We start from the raw sequence: 22,689 nt of genomic DNA, 5'->3' as shown, positions 1-22,689 counted from the left end.
TTCATGGTGGCGTCGGCAAGGTTATCGAGCCGTACTCCACGTGTCCCCCAGGTCCGCCACGTGTCCGGGGGGGGGGGGGGGGCCCCCTGGACACCCCGCGCCCCACGCCGTACCAGCTCGCTAACTCGGCGCCTCCAGGCGGACGTTGTCCTTGGTGCTGTCGGGCCAGGTGACGGAGGCGAGGGCGGTGCCGTCACTGCCGTAACGGATCTCCAGGCGTACGGCTTCGGCCGCGTCCGGCCCCTCGATCGCTCCGGAGAGGCACACCAACGCGGCGTACACCGTGCCCGGTTCGACCTCCGCGGCCGTGGCGAGCCACGGTGTCGCCGAGTGCGGGCCGAAGGCATTGGCGTCCCGTGCGGTGGTGATGCCCGCCTCGTCGAAACCGCGCAGCGCGACCACCGTGCTGAACAGGCCGTCCGGGCGGCGCACCCAGGCGCCGGGTCCGGTCCCTCCGTGCGTGAACGGCGGCTCGGCTGCGGCCAGGCAGTAGCCGCCGAGCCGCAGCCGCAGCGGCTCCTGAACCGGGCCGTCGACCCGAGCGAGCCGCACCTCCAGCGGGCCGTTCACCACGGACGCCGTCGTGATCCACGGGCCCGTGCGAAAGCTGGGTGCGAGGTCATGGGCGTACGGGGTGGGTACGGGGCCGAGCGGCCAGTGAGCGCGGTGCCGGGAGACGGCGGTGCGCTCACTGAGGTGCAACCGGGTCAGCGGGCGGCGGTGCGAAGGGCGCCCTTCGGCGTCGAGCAGGGCGATGTGTGAGTCGAGCGGGTCGTTCAGGCTCGCCTCCGTGCTGTCGGGGGCGGCGTGGGAGGCGTAGCCGAGGCGCGCGTACGTCGGGTCGTCCGCCTCCACCTCGACGCCGTCACCGAAGGCGTGGTCGCTGCCGTGGTTGACGACGCGTACGACGCCGTCCGCGGCCGTGCCGGAGACGAGCCACCCCGGGGCGGTCAGCGTCCGTTGCACGTCCCGGGTCTCGATCGGCAGCGCCTCCTCCTTCTCCGTCCACACCGGATGCTCGGCGGGCAGCACCAGTCCGGCGAAGCCCTTGCTCGACCAGTACGGCGAGCCGGGCCCGGAGTACGGCTGCCGGATGGCCGGGAACTCCCCGTGCCAGCCCAGCGGTTGCAGCCCGCGTCCGTCGAAGCAGCCGGCCTCGGTGAAGTGCCGCAGCACCCCGCTGGCCAGACGGCGGGTGCGGCCCGCGGGCAGGGGAGTGGCGTCGAAGACCGCGCCGGCCCACAGCGGGCAGAGCGTCGCGTAGCGGTACGTGAGGGAGCGGCCCTGGTACAGCGGAGCGCCGTCGGCCGCCACGAGGTGCTGGGCGTCGTCGAGATAGCGGCGCAGCCGGGCGCGGTAGCGGGGGAGCAGGGCGGGGCCGGCGTCGGCGCCGGAGATGCGGCAGTACCACAGCGGGTAGTACTGCATGGCCCAGCCCGAGTAGTAGTCGAAGTGCCGCAACGAGCCGCCCCCGTCGGCGTACCAGCCGTCGCCCGCGTACCACTCCTCCGTCCGCTCGATCGCGTGGTCGATGTCGGGCGCGCTCCACGGGGCGCCGACCGAGCGCAGGAACGCCGACGTGATCGCCCGGAACCAGACCCAGTTGTTGTCCGGGACGTCGCTGCGGAGCAGGTCCGTCATCCAGGCGACGATCCGCTGTCGTACGCCGTCGTCCAGCCGGTCCCAGATCCAGTGCCGCGTCTCGTGCAGCGCGATCGCCACCGACGCGCACTCCACCTTGGCCTGCCCGCACTCGGGCATGCTCGGCCAGCGTTCCGGGGAGTGCGGGTCGGTGCCGGCGGCCAGGCCTTCGGCGTACCACGCGGCGTGGCCGCCCGGGTCGGTGTCGCCGGAGTGGGCCAGACGGAAGCCGGCGAGCAGGAAAGTGCGGGCGAAGCCTTCGAGGCCGTCGCTGTGCCGACCGGAGCGGCTGGCGGGGCCGGGCAGGTGGAGCAGGGCGTGCCGGTCGGTGGCGTACGGGCGGACGGCGGCCAGCTGTGCGTCGGCCAGTGCCTCCCAGTGCGTACGCGTCCAGCCGGTGTACGGGGAGAGGAGCCGGTCTTCGGGTATCAACTGTCCGCCCTTCCGACGGTGTTGAGGCGGGCCGGGGGCGCCACCGACTGGCGTACGACGACGTGCGAGCCGAGCACGACACGGCGGCTCGGCGGATCGGTGGGGCGGCGGTGCAGGGCGAGGCGGGTCGCGGAGCGGCCGAGTTCCTGCTGGGGGACATGCACGGTGGTGAGTCGCGGATAGAGGTCCTCGGCGAGCGGGATGTCGTCGAAGCCGACCACGGAGAGGTCGTCGGGGACCGAGCGGCCCAGGTCGCGGGCGGCGGCGATGGTGCCGGCGGCGCTCATGTCGTTGGCGCAGAAGATCGCGGTGGCGTCGGTGTCGGTGAGCAGCCGGCAGGCCGCTTCGTATCCGGACTCGCGCGTCATGTCGCTCTCGGCGACGAGCGCCGGATCGGGCTGGATGCCGTGCGCGCGCAGCGCCCGTTCGTAGCCTTCGAGGCGCTGGCCCGCCACGCTGAACTCGTGCGGGCCCGCCAGGTGGGCCACCCGGGTGTGGCCGGCGGAGAGCAGATGGCTGGTGGCGGCGAAGGCGCCGCTCTCCATGTCGCACTCCACGACGTCCACCGGTGCTTTCGCGCCCCGCCACGTCCGGCCGCAGAGCACCAGGCGGGCGCCGGCCCGGTCCATCCCCTCGGCGGCGGCGGTGAGTTGGGCGAGGTGCTCCTCGGTCTCGGCCATGCCGCCGACCAGGATGATCGCCTCCGCGCCGCGCTGGCGCATCAGGTTGATCACCGACAGTTCGCGCTCCGGGACGCCCTGGGTGGAACAGACGAGACAGACCCGGCCGTCGGCGACGGCCTGCTCCTCCACTCCGGAGGCGACGTTCATGAAGAACGGTGAGGTGATGTCGTTGACCACCATCGCCACCATCCCCGAAGCGGTGGTGAGGGAGCGGGCGTTGGCGTTGACCACGTAGTCGAGGTCGTGCACGGCCTCCATGACCCGCTCGTGTGTGGCCGGGGGAGCCGTGTACGCCCCGCTGAGGATCCGCGAGACGGTGGCGACGGACACGCCTGCGCGCGACGCCACGTCACGAATCGTCGCCCGACCTGCGGAACCCCGACCTTGAGCCATGCTCTGCTTCTCCTCGCCCCGGCGAACGGCCGATGTAAGTAACACCGATGAAAAAGTTACACAACTTGCCAGGGTTTCTCTACGCCCAGGCAGCTACCGGGCTGGTCGGGTTTGCCGCGCTCGGGAGAATCGCCACGTAGAGCCTCGTCGAACCCCTTGACGGCCGTGACACGCACCCTTAACGTCCCGGTTACTGTAAACGGTTCAGTGAACGTTACACGCCACCGTTCAGCATCCCTCTTCTCCGCCTCGGAGGAACATCAGATGACTTCGTCGAACCTCTCCAGACGCGGCCTCCTGCGCACCGCCGCACTCGGCGCCGGCACCGTCGCACTGGGCGGCGGCCTGAGCGCATGCGGCTCCGGCTCCCCCTCCGCCTCGGCGGACGCGCTCACCTACTGGGACTGGTACGTCACCCAGGCCCCCTGGGTCGACAAGGAGATAGAACTCTTCGAGAAGGCCCACAGCGGCGTCAGCGTCAAGAAGACCACCCAGCAGAACGCCAAGTACCCGGACCTGGTCGCGCTCGCCAACCGCAGCGGCAACCCGCCGGACGTCTTCATGATCCCGCAGGTGCCCAGCGTCGCCGAGCAGGTCGCCAAGGGCTGGCTGCGCCCGCTCGACGAGTGGGCGACGCCCGAGTGGCAGTCGCGCTTCCCGGAGGGCACCTTCCTGGAAGGCGCCAACGTCTTCGGCGGCAAGGTCTACTCGGCCCCGCTGAAGGGCTCGGGCCCGCTGTACCAGCTCTACATCCACCACGGTGTCTTCAAGTCCGTCGGCCTGACCAACCCGGACGGGAGCGTCAAGATCCCCAGGACCTGGGACGAGGTGACCAGCGCCGCCCAGACGATCACCAAGAAGAGCGGCGGCAAGTCGTACGGACTCGGCTTCGGCAACGCCGACGGCATCGGAGTCCTCGCCTGGTGGCTGGACCTGTTCGTACGCGGCGCCGGCGCACCCGGCGGCGCCCCCACCGGCGCAGCCACCGGCATGGACTACCGCGTCGGCAAGTGGACGTACGGCACCGACCGGGCGTACGCCGACTTCCTGGAGCTGTTCGTCGAGTGGAAGAAGCGCGGCTTCTTCCACCCCAACTCCGTCAGCCTCTCCGACGAAGCGGCCCGCGCGTTCTTCGAGCGCGGCAAGTTCGGTATGACCGTCGGCGGCGTGTGGAACCAACCCGAGTGGACCCAGCACAAGTTCACCGACTACAGCCTGGTCACGCTGCCCTCGCCGACCGCCACCCCGAAGGGCTACTACTACGCCGACCCGGTCGGCAACGGCTCCTTCGCCGCGGTCTCGGCCAAGAGCAAGAGGGCGCACGAGGCGTTCCAGTGGCTCGACGCGCTGACGTCCCCCGCCGCCGGGCGCCGCTGGGTGAAGGACCTCAACGGCGTCTCGGCCCACCCCGCGGACAACGACCCGGACGGCATCGACTCCAAGCCCTTCGCCGCCTTCGTCGGCATGACCCGGCAGGTGCTGCGCGGCCCGGTCCCCCTGGTGCGCAACCCGGACCTGGCCGGCGTCGCACCCGGCGCACCCAAGCCGGACATCAGCGATGTGGTGACCGGCATCTACACCGGTCAGATCAAGGACGTACAGAGCGCGCTGAGCAGCCTGGCCGACAAGAAGTTCCAGCTCCTGTCCGACGCGGTCGCCGCGGTGGCCAAGAAGGGCAAGAAGGTCAGCACGTCCGACTACGTCTTCGCGGACTGGGATCCCACCAAGCCGTACACCACGAAGAAGGCGTGAGCCGCCACGATGTCACTCCTCGCCACCCGTCAGCGCCAACGGCCGCCCCGGACCGCACCACCGGTCGCTCCCCGGCCCGGCCTCTGGCACCGAGTCCGCGCCGCCAAGTGGTCGTACGCCTATCTGGCCCCGATGGCCGTGCTGTTGCTGGCCTTCGTGATCTACCCGATCTTCGCCTCCTTCGGCTACACCTTCTACCGGTGGAACGGCATCGGCGAACCCGGCGACTACGTGGGCCTCGCCAACTTCCGGCAGATCCTGCACGACCGCGTCTTCTGGGGCGCCGTCGAGCACACCTTCGTCTACGCGTTCGTGCTCGTGCCGGTGCAACTGGTGCTGGCGCTGGCCCTCGCGCTGGTGCTGAACAACCCGAAGCTCAAGTTCGCCCTGTTCTTCCGGACCGTCTACTTCATCCCCGTCGTCACCTCGGCCGCCGTGGTCGGCGTGGTCATCCAGCTCATGCTCGCCAACTTCGGTGACTCGGCAGGCAGTCTGCTCGCCAAGACCGGGATGACCAACGGGCAGATCGACTGGCTCGGCAACCCGCACACCGCCCTGGCCGTGATCATCGCGATCGGCATCTGGCACACCCTCGGTTACAACCTCGTCTACTTCCTCGCCGGACTGCAGACCATCCCGGCCGAGCTGTACGAGGCGGCGAAGCTCGACGGCTGCGGCCCGGTCCAGTCCTTCTTCCGCATCACCATCCCGATGCTGCGCCAAGTCGGCGTCGTCATCGTCGTGCTGGCCTTCATCGGCAGCTTCCAGGTCTTCGACCTGGTGCAGGTCCTCACCGGCGGCGGCCCGTACTTCGCCACCGAGGTCGTCAACACGTACATCTACCACCTGGCCTTCGGCGGCTCCCCGGGCTCCGCCGCCCAGCCCGACATCGGCCTGGCCTCCGCGGCCTCGTTCCTCTACGGACTGCTGCTCATCGCCTTCTCCACGCTGCAGGTCCTCGCCCTGCGCCAGATCAGCCGACGGCGCACGGCCGCCCACCAGTGAAGGAGCCTCGATGTTCACCCTCACCCCTCGTCCGCGACTGCGAACGCGGCTGAGCCTGCGCCAAGGCCGGCGCGGTCTGCTCTATCTCGCCTTGCTCGGCGGCGGCGTCATCTGGCTCTACCCGTTCCTCTGGGCGCTGGGCAGCTCGCTGAAGAGCACCGACGGCTTCTTCTCCGGCGGCCTGAACCCGGTCCCGTCCGAGTTCCACTGGTCCAACTACAGCGAGGCCTGGACGCAGGCGGACTTCAGCCGGTTCTTCGTCAACACGGTCCTGTTCGCGACCGGCACGGTCATCGTGACGCTGCTCGCCACCTCCATGGCGGGCTACGTCCTGGCCCGCACCGACTTCCCCGGCAAGAAGCTCTGGCTGGGCCTGGTCGGGGTGACGCTCTTCCTGCCGCACGGCTACACGATCATCCCGGTCTTCGACCTGATCCAGCGGCTCCATCTCCTCAACACCCTCTGGTCGGTGGTCATCGTCCAGTCGGCGGGCGGGATGGTCTTCGGCACCTTCCTCTTCATGGGGTATTTCACGACGATCGACCGGGGTCTCGAGGACGCGGCCCGGGTGGACGGGGCGAGCTTCCACCAGATCTTCTGGCGGATCATGTTGCCGCTGTCCGGGCCGATGCTGGCGACCGTGGGCCTGTTCGCCTGCATCAACGCCTGGAACAGCTTCTTCATCCCGCTGGTCTTCACCCTCTCCCGCCCCGAACTGCACACCTTGTCGGTGGGCATGTTCAACTTCATCGGCCAGAACTCCACCGCCTGGACCCTGGTGTGCGCGGGGTCGGTCATCACCCTGCTGCCCATTGTCCTGATCTTCATCGTGCTGCAGCGGTTCTTCATCAACGGGCTGGCCGGGGCGGTCAAGCAGTAGGGAGGAGCAGCTGCCGGCCGGGTGGCCGAGCCGACGGAGGTGCCTGTGAGCACCCCGTCGTACGCCGCTCCGACCGCATGCTTCCCCTGATCTCGGCGCGGGCTCGCCACCAGCCACCGTTGACGGGAAGGGCAACACCGGAAGTGCTCCCGCCACCTGCACGACCGCAGATCGCGGTGCACGCTGAACGTGTTCAGGAGCGGCCCTGACCGGACCGCGCGATCTCGTCGGAGTCGGACACCGACAGGAGATGCTCAGCTCCGCCCTCGAGCGTCTGGGCCGTCGCGACCGAGCGCGGCACCATCGTCTTCTCGTAACTGAGGACAGCGTCGTTGATGGTGACTGCGTGGACGAGGGCGAGCGCGAGTTCGCCGGCGTCGAGCATGGCGAGGTTGACGCCGACGCCGAGCGGTGGCATGAGGTGGGCGGCGTCTCCCAGGAGTGTCACCGTGGGGGAGTGCTCCCATGTGTGCGGCACCGGCAGGGCGAAGAGGGGACGGTCGACGTAGGGGCCGTCGTTGTCGGTGATCATCCGGAGTGTCTGCGGTGACCAGCCCGCGTACTCGTTCAGCAGATGCGCGCGGATGCCCTCGGTGTCCTCGGGGCGCAGCCCGTTCGCCGTGATCCAGTCCACCGGGACGCGCTGCATGAGGTAGACGCGCATGTGGTCGCCGCTGTTGCGCTGCGCGAAGAGACCGCGCTCGCCGTCGGCGATATGGGCGCTGCCCTTGCCGACCAGCTCGGAGAGCTCGGGGTGCGCGGTCTCCATGTCGTCGAACCAGGCCTCGAGAAAACTGACCCCGGTGTAGCGCGGTGTCGCGGGCGACAGGGCGGTGCGGACCCGGGAGGAGGCGCCGTCCGCACCGATCACGAGATCCGCTTCGACGGTCGTCCCGTCGGTGAACGTCAGCGTGCGCGGCCCGTCGGCAGGTCCGCTCACTGATGCGAGAGTGCGCCCCCACTGAACCGTCCCGGCCGCGAGTGAGCCCAGCAGGAGCTCGCGAAGCTGTCCGCGGTCGATCTCGGGGCAGGCCGTTTCACCCTCGTCCGGCAGGTGGTGGGCAAGGACGCGCCCTGCGGGGTCCAGGCGGCGCATCTCCTGACCCTCCAGCCTGGCGAGCGCGAAGAACTCCTTCAGCAGGCCCGCTTCGCGGAGTGCGAGCTGGCCGTCTTCCTCGTGCAGGTCGAGTGAGCCTCCCTGGTTGCGGGAGCTCCCGTCCGGATCGCGGTCGTACACCGTCACCGGAATGCCGTGCTGCTGCAGGATGCGGGCGCACGTAAGCCCGCCCGGGCCGGCTCCGATGATGCTGATCCGAGCGTTTGCGGGCGTCGGAGAGTCCACGGTGGGTTCCTTTCGTCGGTGGGGTCCCGGTGACGCCACGGCATGGCGGTGCCCGGTGCCGCGCCTCTGGGGGCGGCATCCCTGGACCACCAAAGCAGAAGCGAGTCCATAAGTGCAACTGTTACAGTTTCTGCTTCAGTTCACCTATGGGGTAGAGTGGCGTCATGCCCGAGACCCCGACTGTTGGCCGCCGCGAGCGCAAGAAGGCCGCGACTCGGCAGGCCATCGCCGACGCCGCCCTGGAGCTCTTCCTGGAGCACGGTTTCGAACGAGTGAGCGTTCGTGACATCGCCGAGAAGGCCGATGTGTCGACGACGACCCTCTTCGCGCACTTCCCGAGCAAGGAGGCGTTGGTCTTCGACCGCGAGGAGGAAGTCGAGGCGGCGCTGACCGCCGCCGTCCGCGAACGGCCCAAGGGGCAGGGTGTGGTCGAGGCGTTGCGCGCCCACGCACTGACGTCCTGGGTGGCGATCGCGTCGGACCCGCGTCTGGACCGGTTCACCGCACTGGTGGACCGAACGCCCGCGCTGCGCGAGTACGGCGAGCGTATGTGGATGCGGCACGCGGACGCCCTCAGCGCCGTCCTCGCGGAGGAACTCGGCCGGGAGGCGGACGATCTCGCATGCTCGGCACTCGCGCGCTTCGTCCTGGAAGTCCCGATCTTGGCCAAGGGCCGGCACGATCCACGCGCGACCGTGGAAACAGTGTTCGACCTCCTGATCCACGGTTGGCAATCACAGCATGATGCCAAAAACGCCGGCACCGGCTCGTAGGCGAGCTGACCCGTTGAGTTAGGTCGACCCGGCCGAAAAGGGGCGGGCGCCGGGACCCGGCGACCGCCCCTTTTCGGCGACTACGGAGAGTCCTCGCGACTCAGTGCCGGCGCGTGTCCTTGACCCGGCGGAGCTTTCCCAGCGATCGCTCCAAGGTCTCCGGATCCACGATGGCGACTTCGACGGTTACCCCGACACCGTCCTTGACGCCCTGCGTGATGATCCTCGCGGCCGCCTCGCGCTGGCCGGGGCCGGTGTCAGGCTTGGCCTCCACCTGGACCGTCATGTGATCCATCCGTCCCCGCTGACTGAGCTGGATCTGGAAATGAGGAGCCACGCCAGGCGTGCGCAGCACGATCTCCTCGATCTGGCTCGGGAAGACGTTCACGCCACGGAGGATGATCATGTCGTCGCAGCGGCCGGTGATCTTCTCGATCCGGCGGAAGCCGGGGCGGGCGGTCCCGGGCAGCAGCCGAGTCAAGTCGCGCGTGCGGTAGCGGATGATCGGCAGGGCTTCCTTGGTCAGCGAGGTGAAGACCAGTTCGCCGCTCTCGCCCTCGGCCGGCGGCTCGTCGGTGAGCGGATCGACGACCTCTGGATAGAAGTGGTCCTCCCACACGTGCAGTCCGTCCTTGGTCTCCACGCACTCCTGTGCGACGCCGGGGCCGATCACCTCGGACAGGCCGTAGATGTCGACGGCGTGGATGTCCAGGCGCTCCTCGATCTCGCGGCGCATCTCCTCCGTCCACGGCTCGGCGCCGAAGATCCCGATCTTGAGCGAGGTGGACCGGGGATCAACGCCCTGGCGCTCGAACTCGTCGAGCAGGGTGAGCATGTAGGACGGGGTGACCATGATGATCTCAGGCTGGAAATCCTGGATGATCTGCACCTGACGTGCGGTCATGCCGCCCGATGCGGGGACGACGGTGCAGCCGGCCCGTTCGGCGCCGTAGTGCGCGCCGAGTCCGCCGGTGAACAGGCCGTAGCCGTAGGAGATGTGGACCTTGTGCCCCGGGCGGCCGCCGGCGGCCCGGATGGAACGGGCCACGACGTCGGCCCACATGGACAGGTCGTTGTCCGTGTAACCGACGACCGTGGGACGGCCGGTGGTCCCGCTGGAGGCGTGTACGCGCCGCACCTCGGACATCGGGACGGCGAACATGCCGAAGGGATAGCTGTCGCGCAGGTCGGCCTTGGTGGTGAAGGGGAAACGGGACAGATCCTCGAGGCTGCGGCAGTCATCGGGCCCGACCCCGGCCTCGTCGAACTTGCGCCGGTACAACTCGACGTTCTCGTAAGCGTGTTGGAGTGTGCTGCGCAGCCTGGTCAGCTGGAGAGATCTGATCTCCTCACGTGACATCCGTTCGGCGTCATCCAGCAATGCCTCGGGAAGCGGGTCTCCCCGGCGGGCTTCCAGGCGCTCGGGCACGATGACTTCGCTGCTCATTGCGGCTCCTCATGTTGCGTGCTGCGGAGCGTCCGGCTGCGGCCGCGGAACTCCGCGATCACTTCGTCGCCGCGCAGGACACTCGCGTCGTAGATGCCGCTGCGGCCGAACCGGGTGCGCTCGCGTGCGGTGGCCACCAGGACATCGCCTTCGTGCGCGGGAGCGACGAAGTCAATGTCTGCGGCCGCGGCGACCGTCACGGGTCCGTGGCTGTTGCAGGCGCAGGCGAATGCCGTGTCCGCGAGGAGGAACAGGTAACCGCCATGGGCGATCCGGTGGCCGTTGACCATGGCAGGGGTCACGGTCATCCGGACCACGGCTGTCCCTTCGCCGTACTGCAGCAGCTCGATGCCAAGCCGTCGCGAGGCCTCGTCAGCGGCGAACATCTTCTCGACAGGGCCCGGAGTCATGCCGGGCAGCTGGGTCGTCATTCCCACCACCTTGTGGACCGACCGAACATTCGGTTAGCGTGCGGCACGGCCAAGTAATCCAGCAAGACCCCTGCCTGTCAAGAGGTGGCCCGCATGCCGCAGAAGAACCCCAAGAATCTCGACTGCTTCGCACGTCACCGCACCTTGCTCGCCTTCGTCGCCGACCGCTTCGCGATCCTGCCGTCGCGCCGGCCCGCCCCTGTTGAGGAGTCTGTCTGATGTCGGACGAGGTCTACCTGATCGACGGCGCCCGGACCCCGCAGGGTCGCTACGGCGGCGCCCTGGCCTCCGTACGCCCTGACGACCTGGCGGCCCTCGTCGTCGGCGAGGCTGTGCGCCGCTCCGCCGTCCCGGGTGAAGCCGTGGACGAAGTCATCCTGGGAGCCGCCAACCAAGCGGGCGAGGACAACCGGGACGTGGCACGGATGGCCGTGCTGCTCGCCGGGCTGCCGCACTCCGTGCCCGGCTACACCGTCAACCGGCTGTGCGCCTCGGGCCTGACAGCCGTCGCGGCAGCCGCACAGAGCATCCGCGCGGGAGAAGCGGATCTCGTGGTCGCCGGGGGAGTGGAATCCATGACCCGGGCTCCCTGGGTCATGGCGAAGCCCGGTACGCCCTGGGCCAAGCCGGGGCAGGTGCACGACACCGCCCTGGGCTGGCGGTTCACCAATCCGCGCTTCGCCGCCGCCGACAGTGGTGTAGCCGAGGGCGCCGGACCCCAGGCAGCCAAGATCACGCTGTCCATGGGGGAGACCGCTGAGGAGGTCGCAGCCCTGGACGGCATCACCCGAGCCGAGTCCGACGCGTTCGCCCTGCGCAGCCATCAGCGTGCCCTGGCCGCCCAGGAAGCGGGCCGCTTCGACCGCGAGATCGTGCCCGTCCCGGTGGGAGATGGTGAGGTGAGCCGGGACGAGGGTCCGCGCCCCTCCACCACCCTGGAGAAGCTGGGTTCCCTGCGGACCGTCTTCCGTAAGGACGGCATCGTCACGGCGGGCTCGTCCTCACCGTTGTCCGACGGGGCCGCGGCCCTGGTGATAGCGGGCAAGGAGGCCGTGGACCGCTACGGGCTCACGCCGCGGGCGCGGATCGTTGCCTCCGCCTCCGCGGGTGTGCAGCCCAACCTCATGGGGCTGGGCCCGGTTCCCGCCAGTGAAAAGGCTCTGGCCAGGGCCGGATGGCAGGCAGGTGATCTGGACGCCGTCGAACTCAACGAGGCGTTCGCCGCCCAGGCGCTGGCCGTCATCCGCCGTCTCAAGCTGGACGAGGCCAAGGTCAACGCCGATGGCGGCGCCATCGCCCTGGGGCACCCGCTCGGCTGCTCCGGTGCCCGCATTCTGCTGACCCTGGTCGGCCGGCTCGAACGCGAGAACGGCCGCCGCGGCCTGGCCACGCTGTGCGTGGGCGTGGGCCAGGGTGTCGCACTGCTGGTCGAGCGCATATGACTGCCCCTACTGATCACCTGCCGTACGACACCTTGCTGGTGGAGGAACGAGCCGACCGGGTCGTCGTCACGCTGCACCGCCCCGAGGCCCGCAACGCCATCAGCGGCCGCATGATCAGCGAGCTGCACCAGGTGTGTGAACTGCTGGAGCGCGAGCCCAAGTTGTTGCTGCTGACCGGTCATGGCGGCGTTTTCGCAGGCGGCGCCGATATCGCCGAACTGCTCGAGCGCGGCCGGGACCAGGCACTGCAGGGCATCAACAGCCGTCTGTTCGAACGGGTCCGGCGGCTGCCCATGCCCACGCTCGCCGCGGTGGAGGGCTGGGCCCTGGGCGGCGGTGCCGAGCTGGCCTACGCCTGCGACCTGCGCATGGCCGGCCCCGGTGCCGTTTTCGGCAATCCCGAACCAGGCCTCGGCATCCTCGCGGCGGCCGGCGCCTGCTGGCGTCTGCCGGAACTGGTCGGCGAGTCGGTCGCCAAGCAGATCCTCCTGGCCGGCCGCAATCTCGATGCCCGGGAAGCGCACGCCGTGGGCCTGGTCATCGATGTCGTCCCTGCCGAGCAGCTGCTGGAGCAAGCCCACGCACTGCTCGATCGCATGGCGCGCTCGTCGGCCACGGCCCTGCGGCTGACGAAGCTCGTCGTCGACTCGCCCGGAGCCCACCCCGTCGCCGACGACCTGGCACAGGCGGTGCTGTTCGAGGGTGAGGACAAGAGGGACCGCATGACACGCTTTCTTGAGAAGAGGAGCCGGGTATGACGTCGTCGCCCAGGACCGTCGCAGTCATCGGGGGCGGCCGCATGGGCGCGGGCATCGCCCAGTCCTTCGCCGCCGCCGGCTCGGTCGTGACCGTGGTGGAGAGCGGGGGAGAGGCTGCCGCCGCAGCGATGGACCGCATCGCCGCCGGCCTGAAGCGCGCCGAGGAGCGAGGCCATCTCGGTGAGTCCGCCGGGGACGTGGCCCGCCGCGTGGCCGTCGTCCACACGGTGGATGCCCTGTCCGCGGACACCGAGCTGGTCGTGGAAGCCGTACCGGAGGACCCCGCGCTCAAGTCCCGCGTGCTGAAGGCCGTCGAGGAAGCAGTGGACGATACGACGGTCCTGGCCACCAACACCAGTTCGCTGTCCGTCACTGACCTCGCCGCCGTCCTCCGCCGCCCGGACCGCTTCCTGGGCATGCACTTCTTCAACCCGGTGCCCGCCTCGGCGCTGGTCGAGATCGTGGTCGCCCCTGAGACCGCTCCGCAGACCGTCCAATCCGCTCTGGAATGGACCAAGGCGCTCGGCAAGCAGGACGTCGTCGTCAAGGATTCCCCCGGCTTCGCCAGCAGCCGTCTCGGTCTGGCCCTGGGTCTGGAGGCCATGCGCATGGTCGAAGAAGGCGTCGCCGCGCCCGAGGCCATCGACGACGCGATGCGGCTCGGCTACAAGCACCCCATGGGACCGCTGCGCCTCACAGACCTAGTGGGCCTCGACGTACGGCTCGCCATCGCCGAGTACCTCCACGCCACCCTCGGTGACCGCTTCGCGCCACCGCAGCTCCTGCGGGACAAGGTGGCGCGCGGCGAACTCGGACACAAGACGGGACAGGGCTTCTACACATGGTGACCCGCGGCACAGGAGCACCTGGCTGCCACGGAGGGCCACCGCAATGCCGTACGCGCTTTCCTCGCCGGACAGCCGCCGTACTTCGCCGGGCACTGATGCTTGCTCGGTGCTTGCCAGACAGGGGAGCACTCGCCGTATGATGGACCGAACGAATGGTCGGTAGGGAAGGTGGCAGAGATGACCACGGCACGCCCCGCGGTACCACCCGACGGTGACGCCGCACAGGAACTGAAGTCCGACTTCGAGGCGACGATCGCTCGTGACCAGCGGATCGAGCCGCGCGACTGGATGCCGGAGGGCTACCGCAAGACGCTGATCCGGCAGATCGCCCAGCACGCCCACTCCGAGATCATCGGCATGCAGCCCGAGGGCGAATGGATCACCAGGGCCCCGTCGCTGCGCCGCAAGGCGATCCTGTTCGCGAAGGTCCAGGACGAGGCCGGCCACGGGCTGTATCTGTACTCGGCCGCCGAAACCCTGGGAGCCGACCGGGAAGACCTGACGCAGCGGCTGATCGAAGGCCGCCAGAAGTACTCCTCGATCTTCAACTACCCGACCCCCAGCTTCGCCGACATCGGCGTCATCGGCTGGTTCGTGGACGGCGCGGCGATCTGCAATCAGGTCCCTCTCTGCCGCAGTTCGTACGGGCCCTACGCCCGCGCGATGGTCCGGATCTGCAAGGAGGAGTCCTTCCACCAGCGTCAGGGCTACGAGCTGCTGATGACGATGATGCGCGGCACCGAGGAACAGCGGGAGATGGTGCAGGACGCGGTGAACCGCTGGTGGTGGCCGTCCCTGATGATGTTCGGCCCACCCGACGACGACTCACCCAACTCCGAGCAGTCGATGGCCTGGAAGATCAAGCGGCACAGCAACGACGAACTGCGCCGGCGCTTCGTCGACATGACGGTGCCGCAGGCGGCCAAGCTCGGTGTGACCCTGCCCGACCCCGAGCTGCGCTGGAACGAAGAGCGCGGTCACCACGACTTCGGAACTCCCGACTACTCCGAGCTCAAGGAAGTGATCAGCGGCAACGGCCCGTGCAACACGCAGCGGATGCAACGCCGCCGCGCCGCCCACGAAGAAGGCACGTGGGTGCGTGAAGCCGCCGGCGTCCACGCCGCCAAGGTGGCCGCCCGAGTTCGTGAGGAGGCAGCAGTATGAGCAGCCCGGAGAAGGACACCCGCAGCTGGCCTCTGTACGAGGTGTTCATCCGCGGGAAGCGCGGTCTCAACCACGTCCATGTCGGCTCACTGCACGCGGCGGACGACCGGATGGCGCTCACCCACGCCCGCGACCTGTACACGCGGCGCAATGAAGGCGTCAGCATCTGGGCCGTGCGCTCGGAGCACATCGCCGCCTCCACACGGGACGAGAAGGACCCCTTCTTCGCGCCCAGCGCCGACAAGGTCTACCGGCATCCGACCTTCTACGACATCCCCGACGATGTCCCGCACATCTAGGAGCTGGGGATGAGTGACGACCACGTCTACATGACCCTGGCCGAAGGGCACGACGACAGCGACTCGCGCTGGGCGTTCGGCACCGGCTTCGAAGACCCTCTGTACGGGGTGGACACCGCCGTCCCCGAGGACATCGACGCAGCCGAACTGGCTGCCTGCTGCATGGCGCTCGGCGATGACGCCCTGGTGCTTGCCCAGAGGCTCGCCGAATGGGTCACCAGGGCCCCCGAACTGGAAGAGGAGGTGGCGCTCGCGAACATCGGGCTCGACCTGCTGGGCCAGGCCCGACTGCTGTACGCCCGCTGCGGCATGGCGGACGGCACGGGACGCGGGGAGGACGCGTACGCCTACTTCCGCGACGCCGACGACTTCCGCAACGTACGCCTCGCCGAACTCCCCAACGGCGACTTCGCGTTCTCCGTCGCGCGGCTGCTCGTGCTCTCCAGCTGGCGCCTCGCCCACTTCGCCGAGCTGACCTCCTCGCCTGACCCGGTGCTCGCCGCCATCGCGGCCAAAGGAGTCATGGAACTCACCTATCACCGGCAGTACGCCGCCGAGTGGACCGTGCGCCTGGGAGACGGCACGGACGAGTCCCACGCACGCATTCAGGTGGCCCTGGACGCTCTGGCTCCCTACTGGGAAGAGCTGTTCGCGGCACACGACGCGCGGAGCGACGTACTCGCGGACCTTCGGAAAGTCCTTGAAGCTGCCGGACTGCCCATGCCGGAAGCCTCGCCCCTTCCCGGAAACGGCAGGCAGGGTGGGCACACGGAACACCTCGCCCCGCTCCTGACCGAACTGCAGAGTGTCGCCCGCGCTCACCCGGAGGCGACATGGTGACCACCTTGGCCGACACCCGGCGCGCCCAGCACATCGCCGAACGGGTTCCTGACCCCGAGCTGCCCATGCTCACCCTGGCCGACCTCGGCGTCCTGCGCGCCGTCACCATCGCGGCCGACGGGACCGTGGTCGCCAGCCTCACCCCCACCTACTCGGGATGTCCGGCCATGGCCGAGATGCGCGCCGGCGTCGCAGCGCGCCTGCGCGAAGCCGGCTTTGACCGCGTCGCGATCCGCACGGTCCTGGACCCTCCGTGGACGAGTGACTGGATCACCGCCACCGGGCGGCGCAAGCTGGCCGAACACGGCATCGCACCACCGCTGGCGGCACCGATGCGCCCAGGGGGACCTGTTCCCCTGAACCTGTCGCCGACCCGGCGCACCGTTGCGTGTCCGCGCTGCGCCTCGGTCGACACCGAAGAGACCTCCCGTTTCGCGGCCACCTCCTGCAAGGCATTGTGGCGATGCCTCACCTGCCGCGAGCCGTTCGAGTACGTCAAGGAGATCTGATGGCAGAGGTGATGGCACCGACCGCCGGTGCCCCGGCGACAGCACGCCGGCGCCGCCCGGCCTTCCATCCGTTGCGTGTTGCCGCGGTGGAGCGTCTTTGCGAGGACGCCGTCGCTGTCCGTTTCGACATCCCCGACGCTCTGGCCGAAGAGTTCGTCTTCAGCCCTGGCCAGTCACTCACCCTGCGACGCGACATCGAGGGGCGCGACGAAAGGCGCTCCTATTCGATCTGTTCGCCGGCGGGGGCCCCGCCACGCATCGGGGTCCGCGAAGTCTCCGGCGGGCTCTTCTCCTCGTGGCTGGTTCATGAGGTGAGAGCAGGGGACACCATCGAAGTCATGGCCCCGACCGGAGCCTTCACGCCCAATACCGCGGTGCCCGGCCACCATGTGCTCATCGCGGCCGGCTCCGGCATCACACCCATGATGTCCATCGCCGAGTCGGTGCTGGCGGCGGACGACCGCACCGAGGTCACGCTCTTCTACGGCAACCGCCGCACCGACACCGTGATGTTCGCCGACGAACTGGCCGACCTGAAGGACGAGTACCGCACCCGGTTCCAGCTGGCGCACGTCCTCTCGCGCGAACCCCGCGAGGCCGATCTCCTCTCCGGCCGGCTCGACGGCGACCGTCTCGGCGCCCTCATCGACGGACTGATCGACGTCCCGGCCGCCGACCACTGGTGGCTGTGCGGTCCCCACGGCATGGTGCGTGATGCCAAACAGGTACTTGACCGGCTCAAAGTCCCCGCCGAGCGAGTCCACCAAGAACTGTTCTACGCCGACGAAGGCGCGCAGCCCGTCCGCCGCGAAGAGGCAGCAGCCGACGGACCGGTCAGCCAGGTCACCGTCACTCTCGACGGCCGCTCCACCACCGACGGACTGCCGCGCGACACCACGCTCCTCGACGCCGCCGCACGGATCCGTCCCGATCTCCCGTTCGCCTGCAAGGGAGGCGTGTGCGGCACCTGCCGAGCCCGGATCACCGACGGCGAAGCGGACATGCGCCGCAACTACGCCCTCGAACCGGCCGAGGTCGAAGCCGGCTACGTGCTGACCTGCCAGACGTATCCCGTATCCGAGAAGTTGACGGTCGATTACGACAGTTGACGGTCCGACTGCCGGCACGTCCCGCCCGTGCGCCGGTCTCTGAACCTCGCGTTCGACGGAGATCTTTAATCGGTGTTCGAGCGGGTGTGTGCCGCCCTACAGTGACGTCCAATGACACTCCTGCACGCTCATGACTACGGGGGCGATGGCCCTCAACTGGTTCTCCTGCACGGTTACGGACGGTCGTTCGCCGACTGGGACGCCGCGGCCGCCTTCCTCACCGCCGGACACCGTGTCCTCGCCGTCGATCTTCCGGGGCACGGCCGCTCTCCCGGTATCTCCCCCTGGAATATCCCCACCGTGGTGGGGCACATCGCGGACACGCTCGACGCGCATGGCGTGCCGGAGGCCGTGGTGGTGGGCCATTCCCTCGGCGGAGTGGTCGCGGTCGAGTACACCCGGGTGAACCCGCGACGCGTCCGTGCCGCCGTGAATCTCGACGGCTTCTGGTGGGGACGCGAGTACCCCGGCGCCGACCGGGTGAGGGAGACGTTGCTGGCTTCGGCCGGGGCCATCGCGCCACCCGAGTACATCGAGGAGAAGGTCGTCAATTCCGTCCGGTTCGGCATTCCCGCCGATCATGCGGAGGCCGCTGCGCGTGCGGCCGTACGCCCGTTGCCCGACGGCAAGTGGCAGACGCTGCCGGAACGCGCGGAGGCGCTGGAGCTCTTCGACGAACTCCACAGGACTTTCGCGCTCGGTGTCACGGCATGGCTGGAGGGGGTCGACTCCCCGCTCCTGCTGGTACAGGCCGGCCGACAGCTTCCGCCTGCGCCTGGCATGGAGTGGTTCGGCGACTTCAGCGCCCGGTTCGCACAAGGGGTCCTTGAGGAGCTGGCCCTGCTCTCCAGCGCCCGGCCGACGGTCAGCGTCAACCGGATTGACGCCACCCACCTCATGAACATGGAGACTCCGGAAGCGGTGGCGACGCTGGTCGCCGGGTTCGTTCGAGGACTGCCCCGCTAAGGGTTCCGGCTCAGCTCACGAACTCCGGTTCGCACCGCGCGAATGCGGACTTGAAGAAGCCCCGTCGATCGGTTCGTACGAAGGATGCGCGACCCCCGCGTCCGCATCGAGTTCGACCACGACGGGAACCGGCCGCCGATGACCCTCAACGCCGCCTCCGTCCCCCTGCTCGGCCTCGTCCGCGCGGTCGCGCAGGAGAAGGGCCGCGACGAACGCCCGACGCCGCCGTCGGCGGCGCGAGCGACGCCAACTTCGTCGCCGCCCTCGGCCTGCCCGTGCTGTGCGGCATGGGCGCAGTCGGCGACGGCGCGCACGCCCGTGCCGAGTTCATCTACCCCGACGCCGTACCTGCCCAGACCGCCCTGGTCGCGGGGTCGCCGGCACGACTGGCGGCACCGCTGCGGGGCTGACGCGTGGTGTCCTGGCGCGCAACACAGGATCTCGCCGGGGCTGACGGCCGAGGGGCCGTCGGGCAGGCGGCCGCCGTGGTGGTCGGGGTGGCAGGCCGCGCCGACACGGCCGAACCGGGAGACGATCCGCCCGCTTTGTGGACTGCTTCGGTGACCTTCGCCCAGCCGGACTGATGCGGCTCAGAGCGTTGCGGTTTTTCGCCTGTACGGGACAGAACGACCACGCCCGATAGGGATGTCAGTGGTGTGTGGCAGCATCCGCGGCATGACGACTAGAGACGCAGGCGCCGGCCTGGACATGTTCCGGGATGGGGACTTCCCCATCTACACCCTGACCTTCGTGCGGGACCTGCCCCCTGCCGAGCTGCTCACCCGCATGGGGGTAGATCCGGAAACCCTGGCCCTTCGCGACGAGATCGACCTGTCGGACGACTTCGACGACGACCTTCTCGACGATGAAGAACCCGTCGTCACCACCGGCATCGAGGGCTCGTGGACGTGGGCGTGGGAACGGGGCGGCATGCACGGACTCGATGAGCGGATCTTGAGGGCCGCCTCCGTGGGGACTGAGGCCGTCGTCCTCCACTACAACGAGAAGCCGATGCACTGGTTCAAGTACGCGGTCGGCGGCGAGATCGTCGTCGACTTTCACACGCTCCAGGCGATCGAGCCGACCGGGCAGGACCCGTCAAGGCTCGATGACTCCATGAGACCGCTCGGGCTCGTCCCCGGTCAAGTCGCACCTCTTCACAGCGTCTTGGCGCTGGCAGAGAGCGCTTTTGGCATCCGCCTGAGGGAACCCGGCGGGGTCGACGACGAGCGTTGGAGCGGCAGGCTGCGACCCCTGCCGGACTGAATGCCTCAAGTGGCACATGCGGCTCTTCCTCGTCCTGACCGGCTGCGCACTCCCGCGTACCGCCCGTTCGGAGGGGCCCTGGACGGGCACCCTGCGCTTTCGCACTCCCGCGTACCGCCCGTTCGGAGGGGCACTGACGCGCACCTTGCGCTGATATCGGCTGCCGCCGGCTGGCGGACCGCAGGGGAGTACGCGCGCGAGTGCTGAGCCAGTGCCTGCTCACTTTGCGGCGACCGCTCCGGCCACGGGGCCGCGCCAAGTGCTGCGGGCGGCAGATTCGAGCGCGCCCCGTCAATGACGCCGGCCGGCGTTGAGGCGGGCGGCCTGGCGGGTCAGGTGGTCGCGCTCGGCGAGGTTGGGTGCCTTCTGGGCCGCCTCGGCGTAGAGCCGTGCGGCGGTCGTCAGGTCGCCGTCGCGCTCATGGAGGTAAGCGGCCACCGCGGTGTGGCGGGGCAGTGAGTCCTCCAGTGCCGCGAGTGCTGTAAGGCCGGCGCGTGGTCCATCCGCCTCGCCGACGGCGACCGCACGGTTGAGCCGGACGACGGGGCTGTCGGTCAGGCGGGCGAGTTCGTCGTACCACTCGACGATCTGCACCCAGTCGGTCTCCTCGGCGGTGGGCGCGTCGGCGTGCAGCGCCGCGATGGCGGCCTGGGCCTGAAACTCGCCCAGCCTGTCGCGGGCAAGGGCCGCCTGCAGGATCTCTACGCCCTCGCGGATCGACTTGGTGTCCCACTGGCCGCGGTCCTGCTCGGCGAGCGGCACCAGGCTGCCGTCGGGCGCGGTCCGGGCGGCGCGCCGGGCGTGGTGGAGCAGCATGAGGGCGAGCAGCCCCGCCACCTCGGGGTGGTCGATCGTGGCCGCGAGCTGCCGGGTGAGCCGGATGGCCTCGGAGGCGAGGTCCACGTCGCCGGAGTAGCCCTCGTTGAAGACCAGGTAGAGGACGCGCAGCACGGTGGCGACATCGCCGGGCTGGTCGAACCGTATGCCGGAGACGGTGCGCTTGGCCCGGCTGATGCGCTGGGCCATCGTCGCCTCGGGCACCAGGTAGGCCTGGGCGATCTGGCGGGTGGTCAGCCCGCCGACGGCGCGCAGCGTGAGTGCGACGGCGGACGACGGTGTCAACGACGGGTGGGCACACAGGAAGTAGAGCTGGAGCGTGTCGTCCACCGCGGTCGCGGGCCCGGTCGCCGGCTCCTCGTCGACGAGGTCCTCACGTCGGCGGCGGGCGGTGTCCGCCCGGGTCGCGTCGAGGAACTTGCGCCAGGCGGCGGTGATCAGCCAGGCCTTCGCATCCCGTGGCGGGTCGGCCGGCCATACGCGAACTGCCTCGACGAGCGCGTCCTGTACGGCGTCCTCGGCCGCCGCGAAGTCGGCTCCGCGGCGGACGAGGATGGCGAGGACGCTGGGTGTGAGGCTGCGGAGCAGGGTCTCGTTCACTTCGGGGGTCATTCCGTGACGGTGGGCTGCACGCCGTAGAAGGGGCGCAGTTCGAGCCACTCGTGGATTGTTTCCCCGCCCTTGCCGGGAGCGGCCGACAGTTCCCCGGCCAGTTCGACGGCGCGCTCGTAGCTGTCGACGTCGATCACCATCCAGCCGGCGATGAGGTCCTTGGTCTCGGCGAACGGTCCGTCGGTGACCGGCGGCCGCCCCTCGCCGTCGTAGCGCACGAACGTCCCCTCGGGAGCGAGCGCCTGCTCGTCGACGAACTCACCTGTCCCCTTGAGCCGGTCGGCGAAGTCGCGCATGTACTGCAGGTGGGCCGAGATCTCCTCCGGCGTCCACTGCTCCATCGGCACGTCGTTGACCGAGGCCGGAGCGCCACGGTAGTGCTTGAGCAACAGGTACTTGGCCATGCTGGTTCTCCTCGGTACTGGTGTGACCCATTGTGGTCGCGTTCACCACGGGGACGGAGCCGGCCACGGGTTCTCGACATCACCGCCCGAATTTCGTGGCTCTTTTTTCCACGTCAGGGCCATAGGCCGAGAGGGAACTCTCGCCTCAGCGCCAGGAACTACAGTCGCGAGCATGGTCGAACACGATGCCCTCGACGCCACCCGCGAGGCCTACGACGCGGCTGCCTCCACCTATGCGCAGCTGTTCCGCGACACGTTGCGTGACAGTCCCCTGGACCGCGCGATCTTGGGTGCCTTCGCCGAGGCGGTACGGGCGAGTGGGGCCGGCCAGGTCGCGGACCTGGGGTGTGGGCCCGGATATGTCACTGCTTATATGGAAGAGCTGGGGCTGACAGCGTTTGGTGTTGATGCCTCTCCTGCGATGATCGAGTTGGCTCGACAGGCCTGTCCGGGCCTGCGGTTCGACGTGGGCTCGATGGCCGCGTTGGACATCGCTGACGGCGCGTTGGGCGGCGTACTCTCGCGTTGGTCCATCATCCACACTCCGCCGGACGAACTCCCCTTCATCCTGGCGGAGTTCCATCGTGTGCTGGCACCTGGTGGCCACCTTCTGGTCGGCTTTTCGGCAACCGATGGTCCGTCTCATCCGACGCAGGTCTTTGATCACGCGGTCGCACCGGCCTATCGGTGGTGGCCTGATCACCTCGCCGCGATGCTGCGCGAGTCCGGATTGGCCGAGGTGGCCCGGCTGGTGCGCGAGCCTCAGCCCACCGACCGTCGGCAGTTCCAGGAGATTCACCTGCTCGCCCGCAAGGCCTGGGCAAGGACTGTCGGGCCGGAGACATAACTCGCGGGC

General features: G+C 69.3%; 23 protein-coding genes and 1 pseudogene. 17 read left to right on the top strand and 7 right to left on the bottom strand.

The genetic code is table 11. The features are described 5' to 3' along the window. Positions 1–120: 120 nt before the first annotated feature. Together ACFVYF_RS16565 and ACFVYF_RS16560 are read right to left on the bottom strand one after the other, a co-directional pair. The gene (locus tag ACFVYF_RS16565; RefSeq protein ID WP_389455913.1) at positions 121–2,073 is read right to left on the bottom strand and encodes a DUF2264 domain-containing protein; all 1,953 of its coding nucleotides are present in this window, start codon (positions 2,071–2,073) and stop codon (positions 121–123) included. After that, a complete protein-coding gene (locus ACFVYF_RS16560; RefSeq protein WP_389455912.1) occupies positions 2,070–3,104 on the bottom strand; it encodes a LacI family DNA-binding transcriptional regulator in 1,035 nt (344 codons plus the stop codon). The genes ACFVYF_RS16565 and ACFVYF_RS16560 overlap by 4 nt, the downstream gene beginning before the upstream one ends. A gap of 309 nt (positions 3,105–3,413) precedes the next feature. Here ACFVYF_RS16560 and ACFVYF_RS16555 point away from each other — a divergent pair, with 309 nt between their 5' ends. From ACFVYF_RS16555 to ACFVYF_RS16545, 3 genes are read left to right on the top strand one after another with little or no spacing between them, the layout of a single operon-like run. Next, complete coding sequence (locus tag ACFVYF_RS16555) at positions 3,414–4,901, top strand: ABC transporter substrate-binding protein (RefSeq protein ID WP_389455911.1); 1,488 nt, start codon at positions 3,414–3,416, stop codon at positions 4,899–4,901. A 9-nt stretch (positions 4,902–4,910) separates the two neighbouring features. After that, complete coding sequence (locus ACFVYF_RS16550; protein ID WP_389455910.1) at positions 4,911–5,906, top strand: carbohydrate ABC transporter permease; 996 nt, start codon at positions 4,911–4,913, stop codon at positions 5,904–5,906. A gap of 10 nt (positions 5,907–5,916) precedes the next feature. Next, complete coding sequence (locus tag ACFVYF_RS16545) at positions 5,917–6,786, top strand: carbohydrate ABC transporter permease (RefSeq protein ID WP_389455909.1); 870 nt, start codon at positions 5,917–5,919, stop codon at positions 6,784–6,786. Between the two features lie 193 nt (positions 6,787–6,979). On the opposite strand, the gene ACFVYF_RS16540 is transcribed toward ACFVYF_RS16545, so the two are convergent. Further along, complete coding sequence (locus ACFVYF_RS16540) at positions 6,980–8,128, bottom strand: FAD-dependent oxidoreductase (protein WP_389455908.1); 1,149 nt, start codon at positions 8,126–8,128, stop codon at positions 6,980–6,982. A 164-nt stretch (positions 8,129–8,292) separates the two neighbouring features. Between ACFVYF_RS16540 and ACFVYF_RS16535 the strand changes: the two genes are divergently transcribed. Beyond that, on the top strand, positions 8,293–8,901 hold the full coding sequence (locus ACFVYF_RS16535) for a TetR/AcrR family transcriptional regulator (RefSeq protein WP_389455907.1): 609 nt from the start codon (positions 8,293–8,295) through the stop codon (positions 8,899–8,901). A 100-nt stretch (positions 8,902–9,001) separates the two neighbouring features. On the opposite strand, the gene paaK is transcribed toward ACFVYF_RS16535, so the two are convergent. Both paaK and paaI read right to left on the bottom strand, forming a co-directional pair. Further along, positions 9,002–10,348: a phenylacetate--CoA ligase PaaK gene (paaK, locus tag ACFVYF_RS16530; protein ID WP_389455906.1), complete on the bottom strand. Its 1,347-nt coding sequence runs from the start codon at positions 10,346–10,348 to the stop codon at positions 9,002–9,004. After that, the gene (gene paaI / locus ACFVYF_RS16525; protein WP_389455905.1) at positions 10,345–10,779 is read right to left on the bottom strand and encodes a hydroxyphenylacetyl-CoA thioesterase PaaI; all 435 of its coding nucleotides are present in this window, start codon (positions 10,777–10,779) and stop codon (positions 10,345–10,347) included. The genes paaK and paaI overlap by 4 nt, the downstream gene beginning before the upstream one ends. A gap of 93 nt (positions 10,780–10,872) precedes the next feature. Here paaI and ACFVYF_RS16520 point away from each other — a divergent pair, with 93 nt between their 5' ends. The 12 genes and pseudogenes from ACFVYF_RS16520 to ACFVYF_RS16465 all read left to right on the top strand — a co-directional run bounded on the left by ACFVYF_RS16520 (position 10,873) and on the right by ACFVYF_RS16465 (position 19,980). Next, positions 10,873–10,998 (top strand): hypothetical protein, encoded by a 126-nt coding sequence (locus ACFVYF_RS16520; RefSeq protein ID WP_389455904.1) that lies wholly within the window; start codon positions 10,873–10,875, stop codon positions 10,996–10,998. Further along, the gene (locus tag ACFVYF_RS16515; RefSeq protein WP_389455903.1) at positions 10,998–12,221 is read left to right on the top strand and encodes a thiolase family protein; all 1,224 of its coding nucleotides are present in this window, start codon (positions 10,998–11,000) and stop codon (positions 12,219–12,221) included. Before ACFVYF_RS16520 ends, ACFVYF_RS16515 begins: the two co-directional genes overlap by 1 nt. Beyond that, entirely contained in the window at positions 12,218–12,979 is a 762-nt protein-coding gene (locus tag ACFVYF_RS16510) for an enoyl-CoA hydratase/isomerase family protein (RefSeq protein WP_389455902.1), read from the top strand. The genes ACFVYF_RS16515 and ACFVYF_RS16510 overlap by 4 nt, the downstream gene beginning before the upstream one ends. Then, the gene (locus ACFVYF_RS16505; protein ID WP_389455901.1) at positions 12,976–13,827 is read left to right on the top strand and encodes a 3-hydroxyacyl-CoA dehydrogenase family protein; all 852 of its coding nucleotides are present in this window, start codon (positions 12,976–12,978) and stop codon (positions 13,825–13,827) included. The genes ACFVYF_RS16510 and ACFVYF_RS16505 overlap by 4 nt, the downstream gene beginning before the upstream one ends. Before the next feature lie 177 nt (positions 13,828–14,004). Further along, entirely contained in the window at positions 14,005–14,991 is a 987-nt protein-coding gene (gene paaA, locus ACFVYF_RS16500; protein WP_389455900.1) for a 1,2-phenylacetyl-CoA epoxidase subunit PaaA, read from the top strand. Then, the gene (gene paaB / locus ACFVYF_RS16495; protein WP_389455899.1) at positions 14,988–15,290 is read left to right on the top strand and encodes a 1,2-phenylacetyl-CoA epoxidase subunit PaaB; all 303 of its coding nucleotides are present in this window, start codon (positions 14,988–14,990) and stop codon (positions 15,288–15,290) included. Before paaA ends, paaB begins: the two co-directional genes overlap by 4 nt. Before the next feature lie 9 nt (positions 15,291–15,299). Then, on the top strand, positions 15,300–16,130 hold the full coding sequence (paaC, locus tag ACFVYF_RS16490; RefSeq protein ID WP_389455898.1) for a 1,2-phenylacetyl-CoA epoxidase subunit PaaC: 831 nt from the start codon (positions 15,300–15,302) through the stop codon (positions 16,128–16,130). Continuing rightward, positions 16,124–16,639: a 1,2-phenylacetyl-CoA epoxidase subunit PaaD gene (gene paaD, locus ACFVYF_RS16485; RefSeq protein ID WP_389455897.1), complete on the top strand. Its 516-nt coding sequence runs from the start codon at positions 16,124–16,126 to the stop codon at positions 16,637–16,639. Before paaC ends, paaD begins: the two co-directional genes overlap by 7 nt. Then, positions 16,639–17,748 carry a 1,2-phenylacetyl-CoA epoxidase subunit PaaE gene (paaE, locus tag ACFVYF_RS16480; RefSeq protein ID WP_389455896.1) on the top strand — a complete coding sequence of 370 codons (1,110 nt, stop codon included), beginning with the start codon at positions 16,639–16,641 and terminating at the stop codon, positions 17,746–17,748. The genes paaD and paaE overlap by 1 nt, the downstream gene beginning before the upstream one ends. Before the next feature lie 111 nt (positions 17,749–17,859). Next, entirely contained in the window at positions 17,860–18,714 is an 855-nt protein-coding gene (locus ACFVYF_RS16475) for an alpha/beta fold hydrolase (protein ID WP_389455895.1), read from the top strand. Positions 18,715–18,795: 81 nt separating this feature from the next. Beyond that, positions 18,796–19,124 (top strand): annotated as a pseudogene (locus tag ACFVYF_RS16470) (M20/M25/M40 family metallo-hydrolase); the annotation flags it as partial. A gap of 265 nt (positions 19,125–19,389) precedes the next feature. Next, a complete protein-coding gene (locus ACFVYF_RS16465) occupies positions 19,390–19,980 on the top strand; it encodes a DUF6461 domain-containing protein (RefSeq protein WP_389455894.1) in 591 nt (196 codons plus the stop codon). A 291-nt stretch (positions 19,981–20,271) separates the two neighbouring features. Here the strand turns inward: ACFVYF_RS16465 and ACFVYF_RS16460 are convergent, their stop codons facing one another. Together ACFVYF_RS16460 and ACFVYF_RS16455 are read right to left on the bottom strand one after the other, a co-directional pair. Next, entirely contained in the window at positions 20,272–21,417 is a 1,146-nt protein-coding gene (locus ACFVYF_RS16460; RefSeq protein ID WP_389456244.1) for an RNA polymerase sigma factor, read from the bottom strand. 8 nt (positions 21,418–21,425) lie between these two features. Next, positions 21,426–21,833: a YciI family protein gene (locus ACFVYF_RS16455; protein WP_389455893.1), complete on the bottom strand. Its 408-nt coding sequence runs from the start codon at positions 21,831–21,833 to the stop codon at positions 21,426–21,428. Between the two features lie 172 nt (positions 21,834–22,005). Between ACFVYF_RS16455 and ACFVYF_RS16450 the strand changes: the two genes are divergently transcribed. Further along, positions 22,006–22,680: a class I SAM-dependent methyltransferase gene (locus ACFVYF_RS16450; protein WP_389455892.1), complete on the top strand. Its 675-nt coding sequence runs from the start codon at positions 22,006–22,008 to the stop codon at positions 22,678–22,680. Positions 22,681–22,689 lie beyond the last annotated feature (9 nt).

It is taken from the genome of Streptomyces sp. NPDC058274 (assembly GCF_042881375.1).
Lineage (GTDB): Bacteria > Actinomycetota > Actinomycetes > Streptomycetales > Streptomycetaceae > Streptomyces.
Note: the sequence above shows the minus strand (reverse complement) of the source record. Positions and strands in the feature narration are given on the sequence as shown.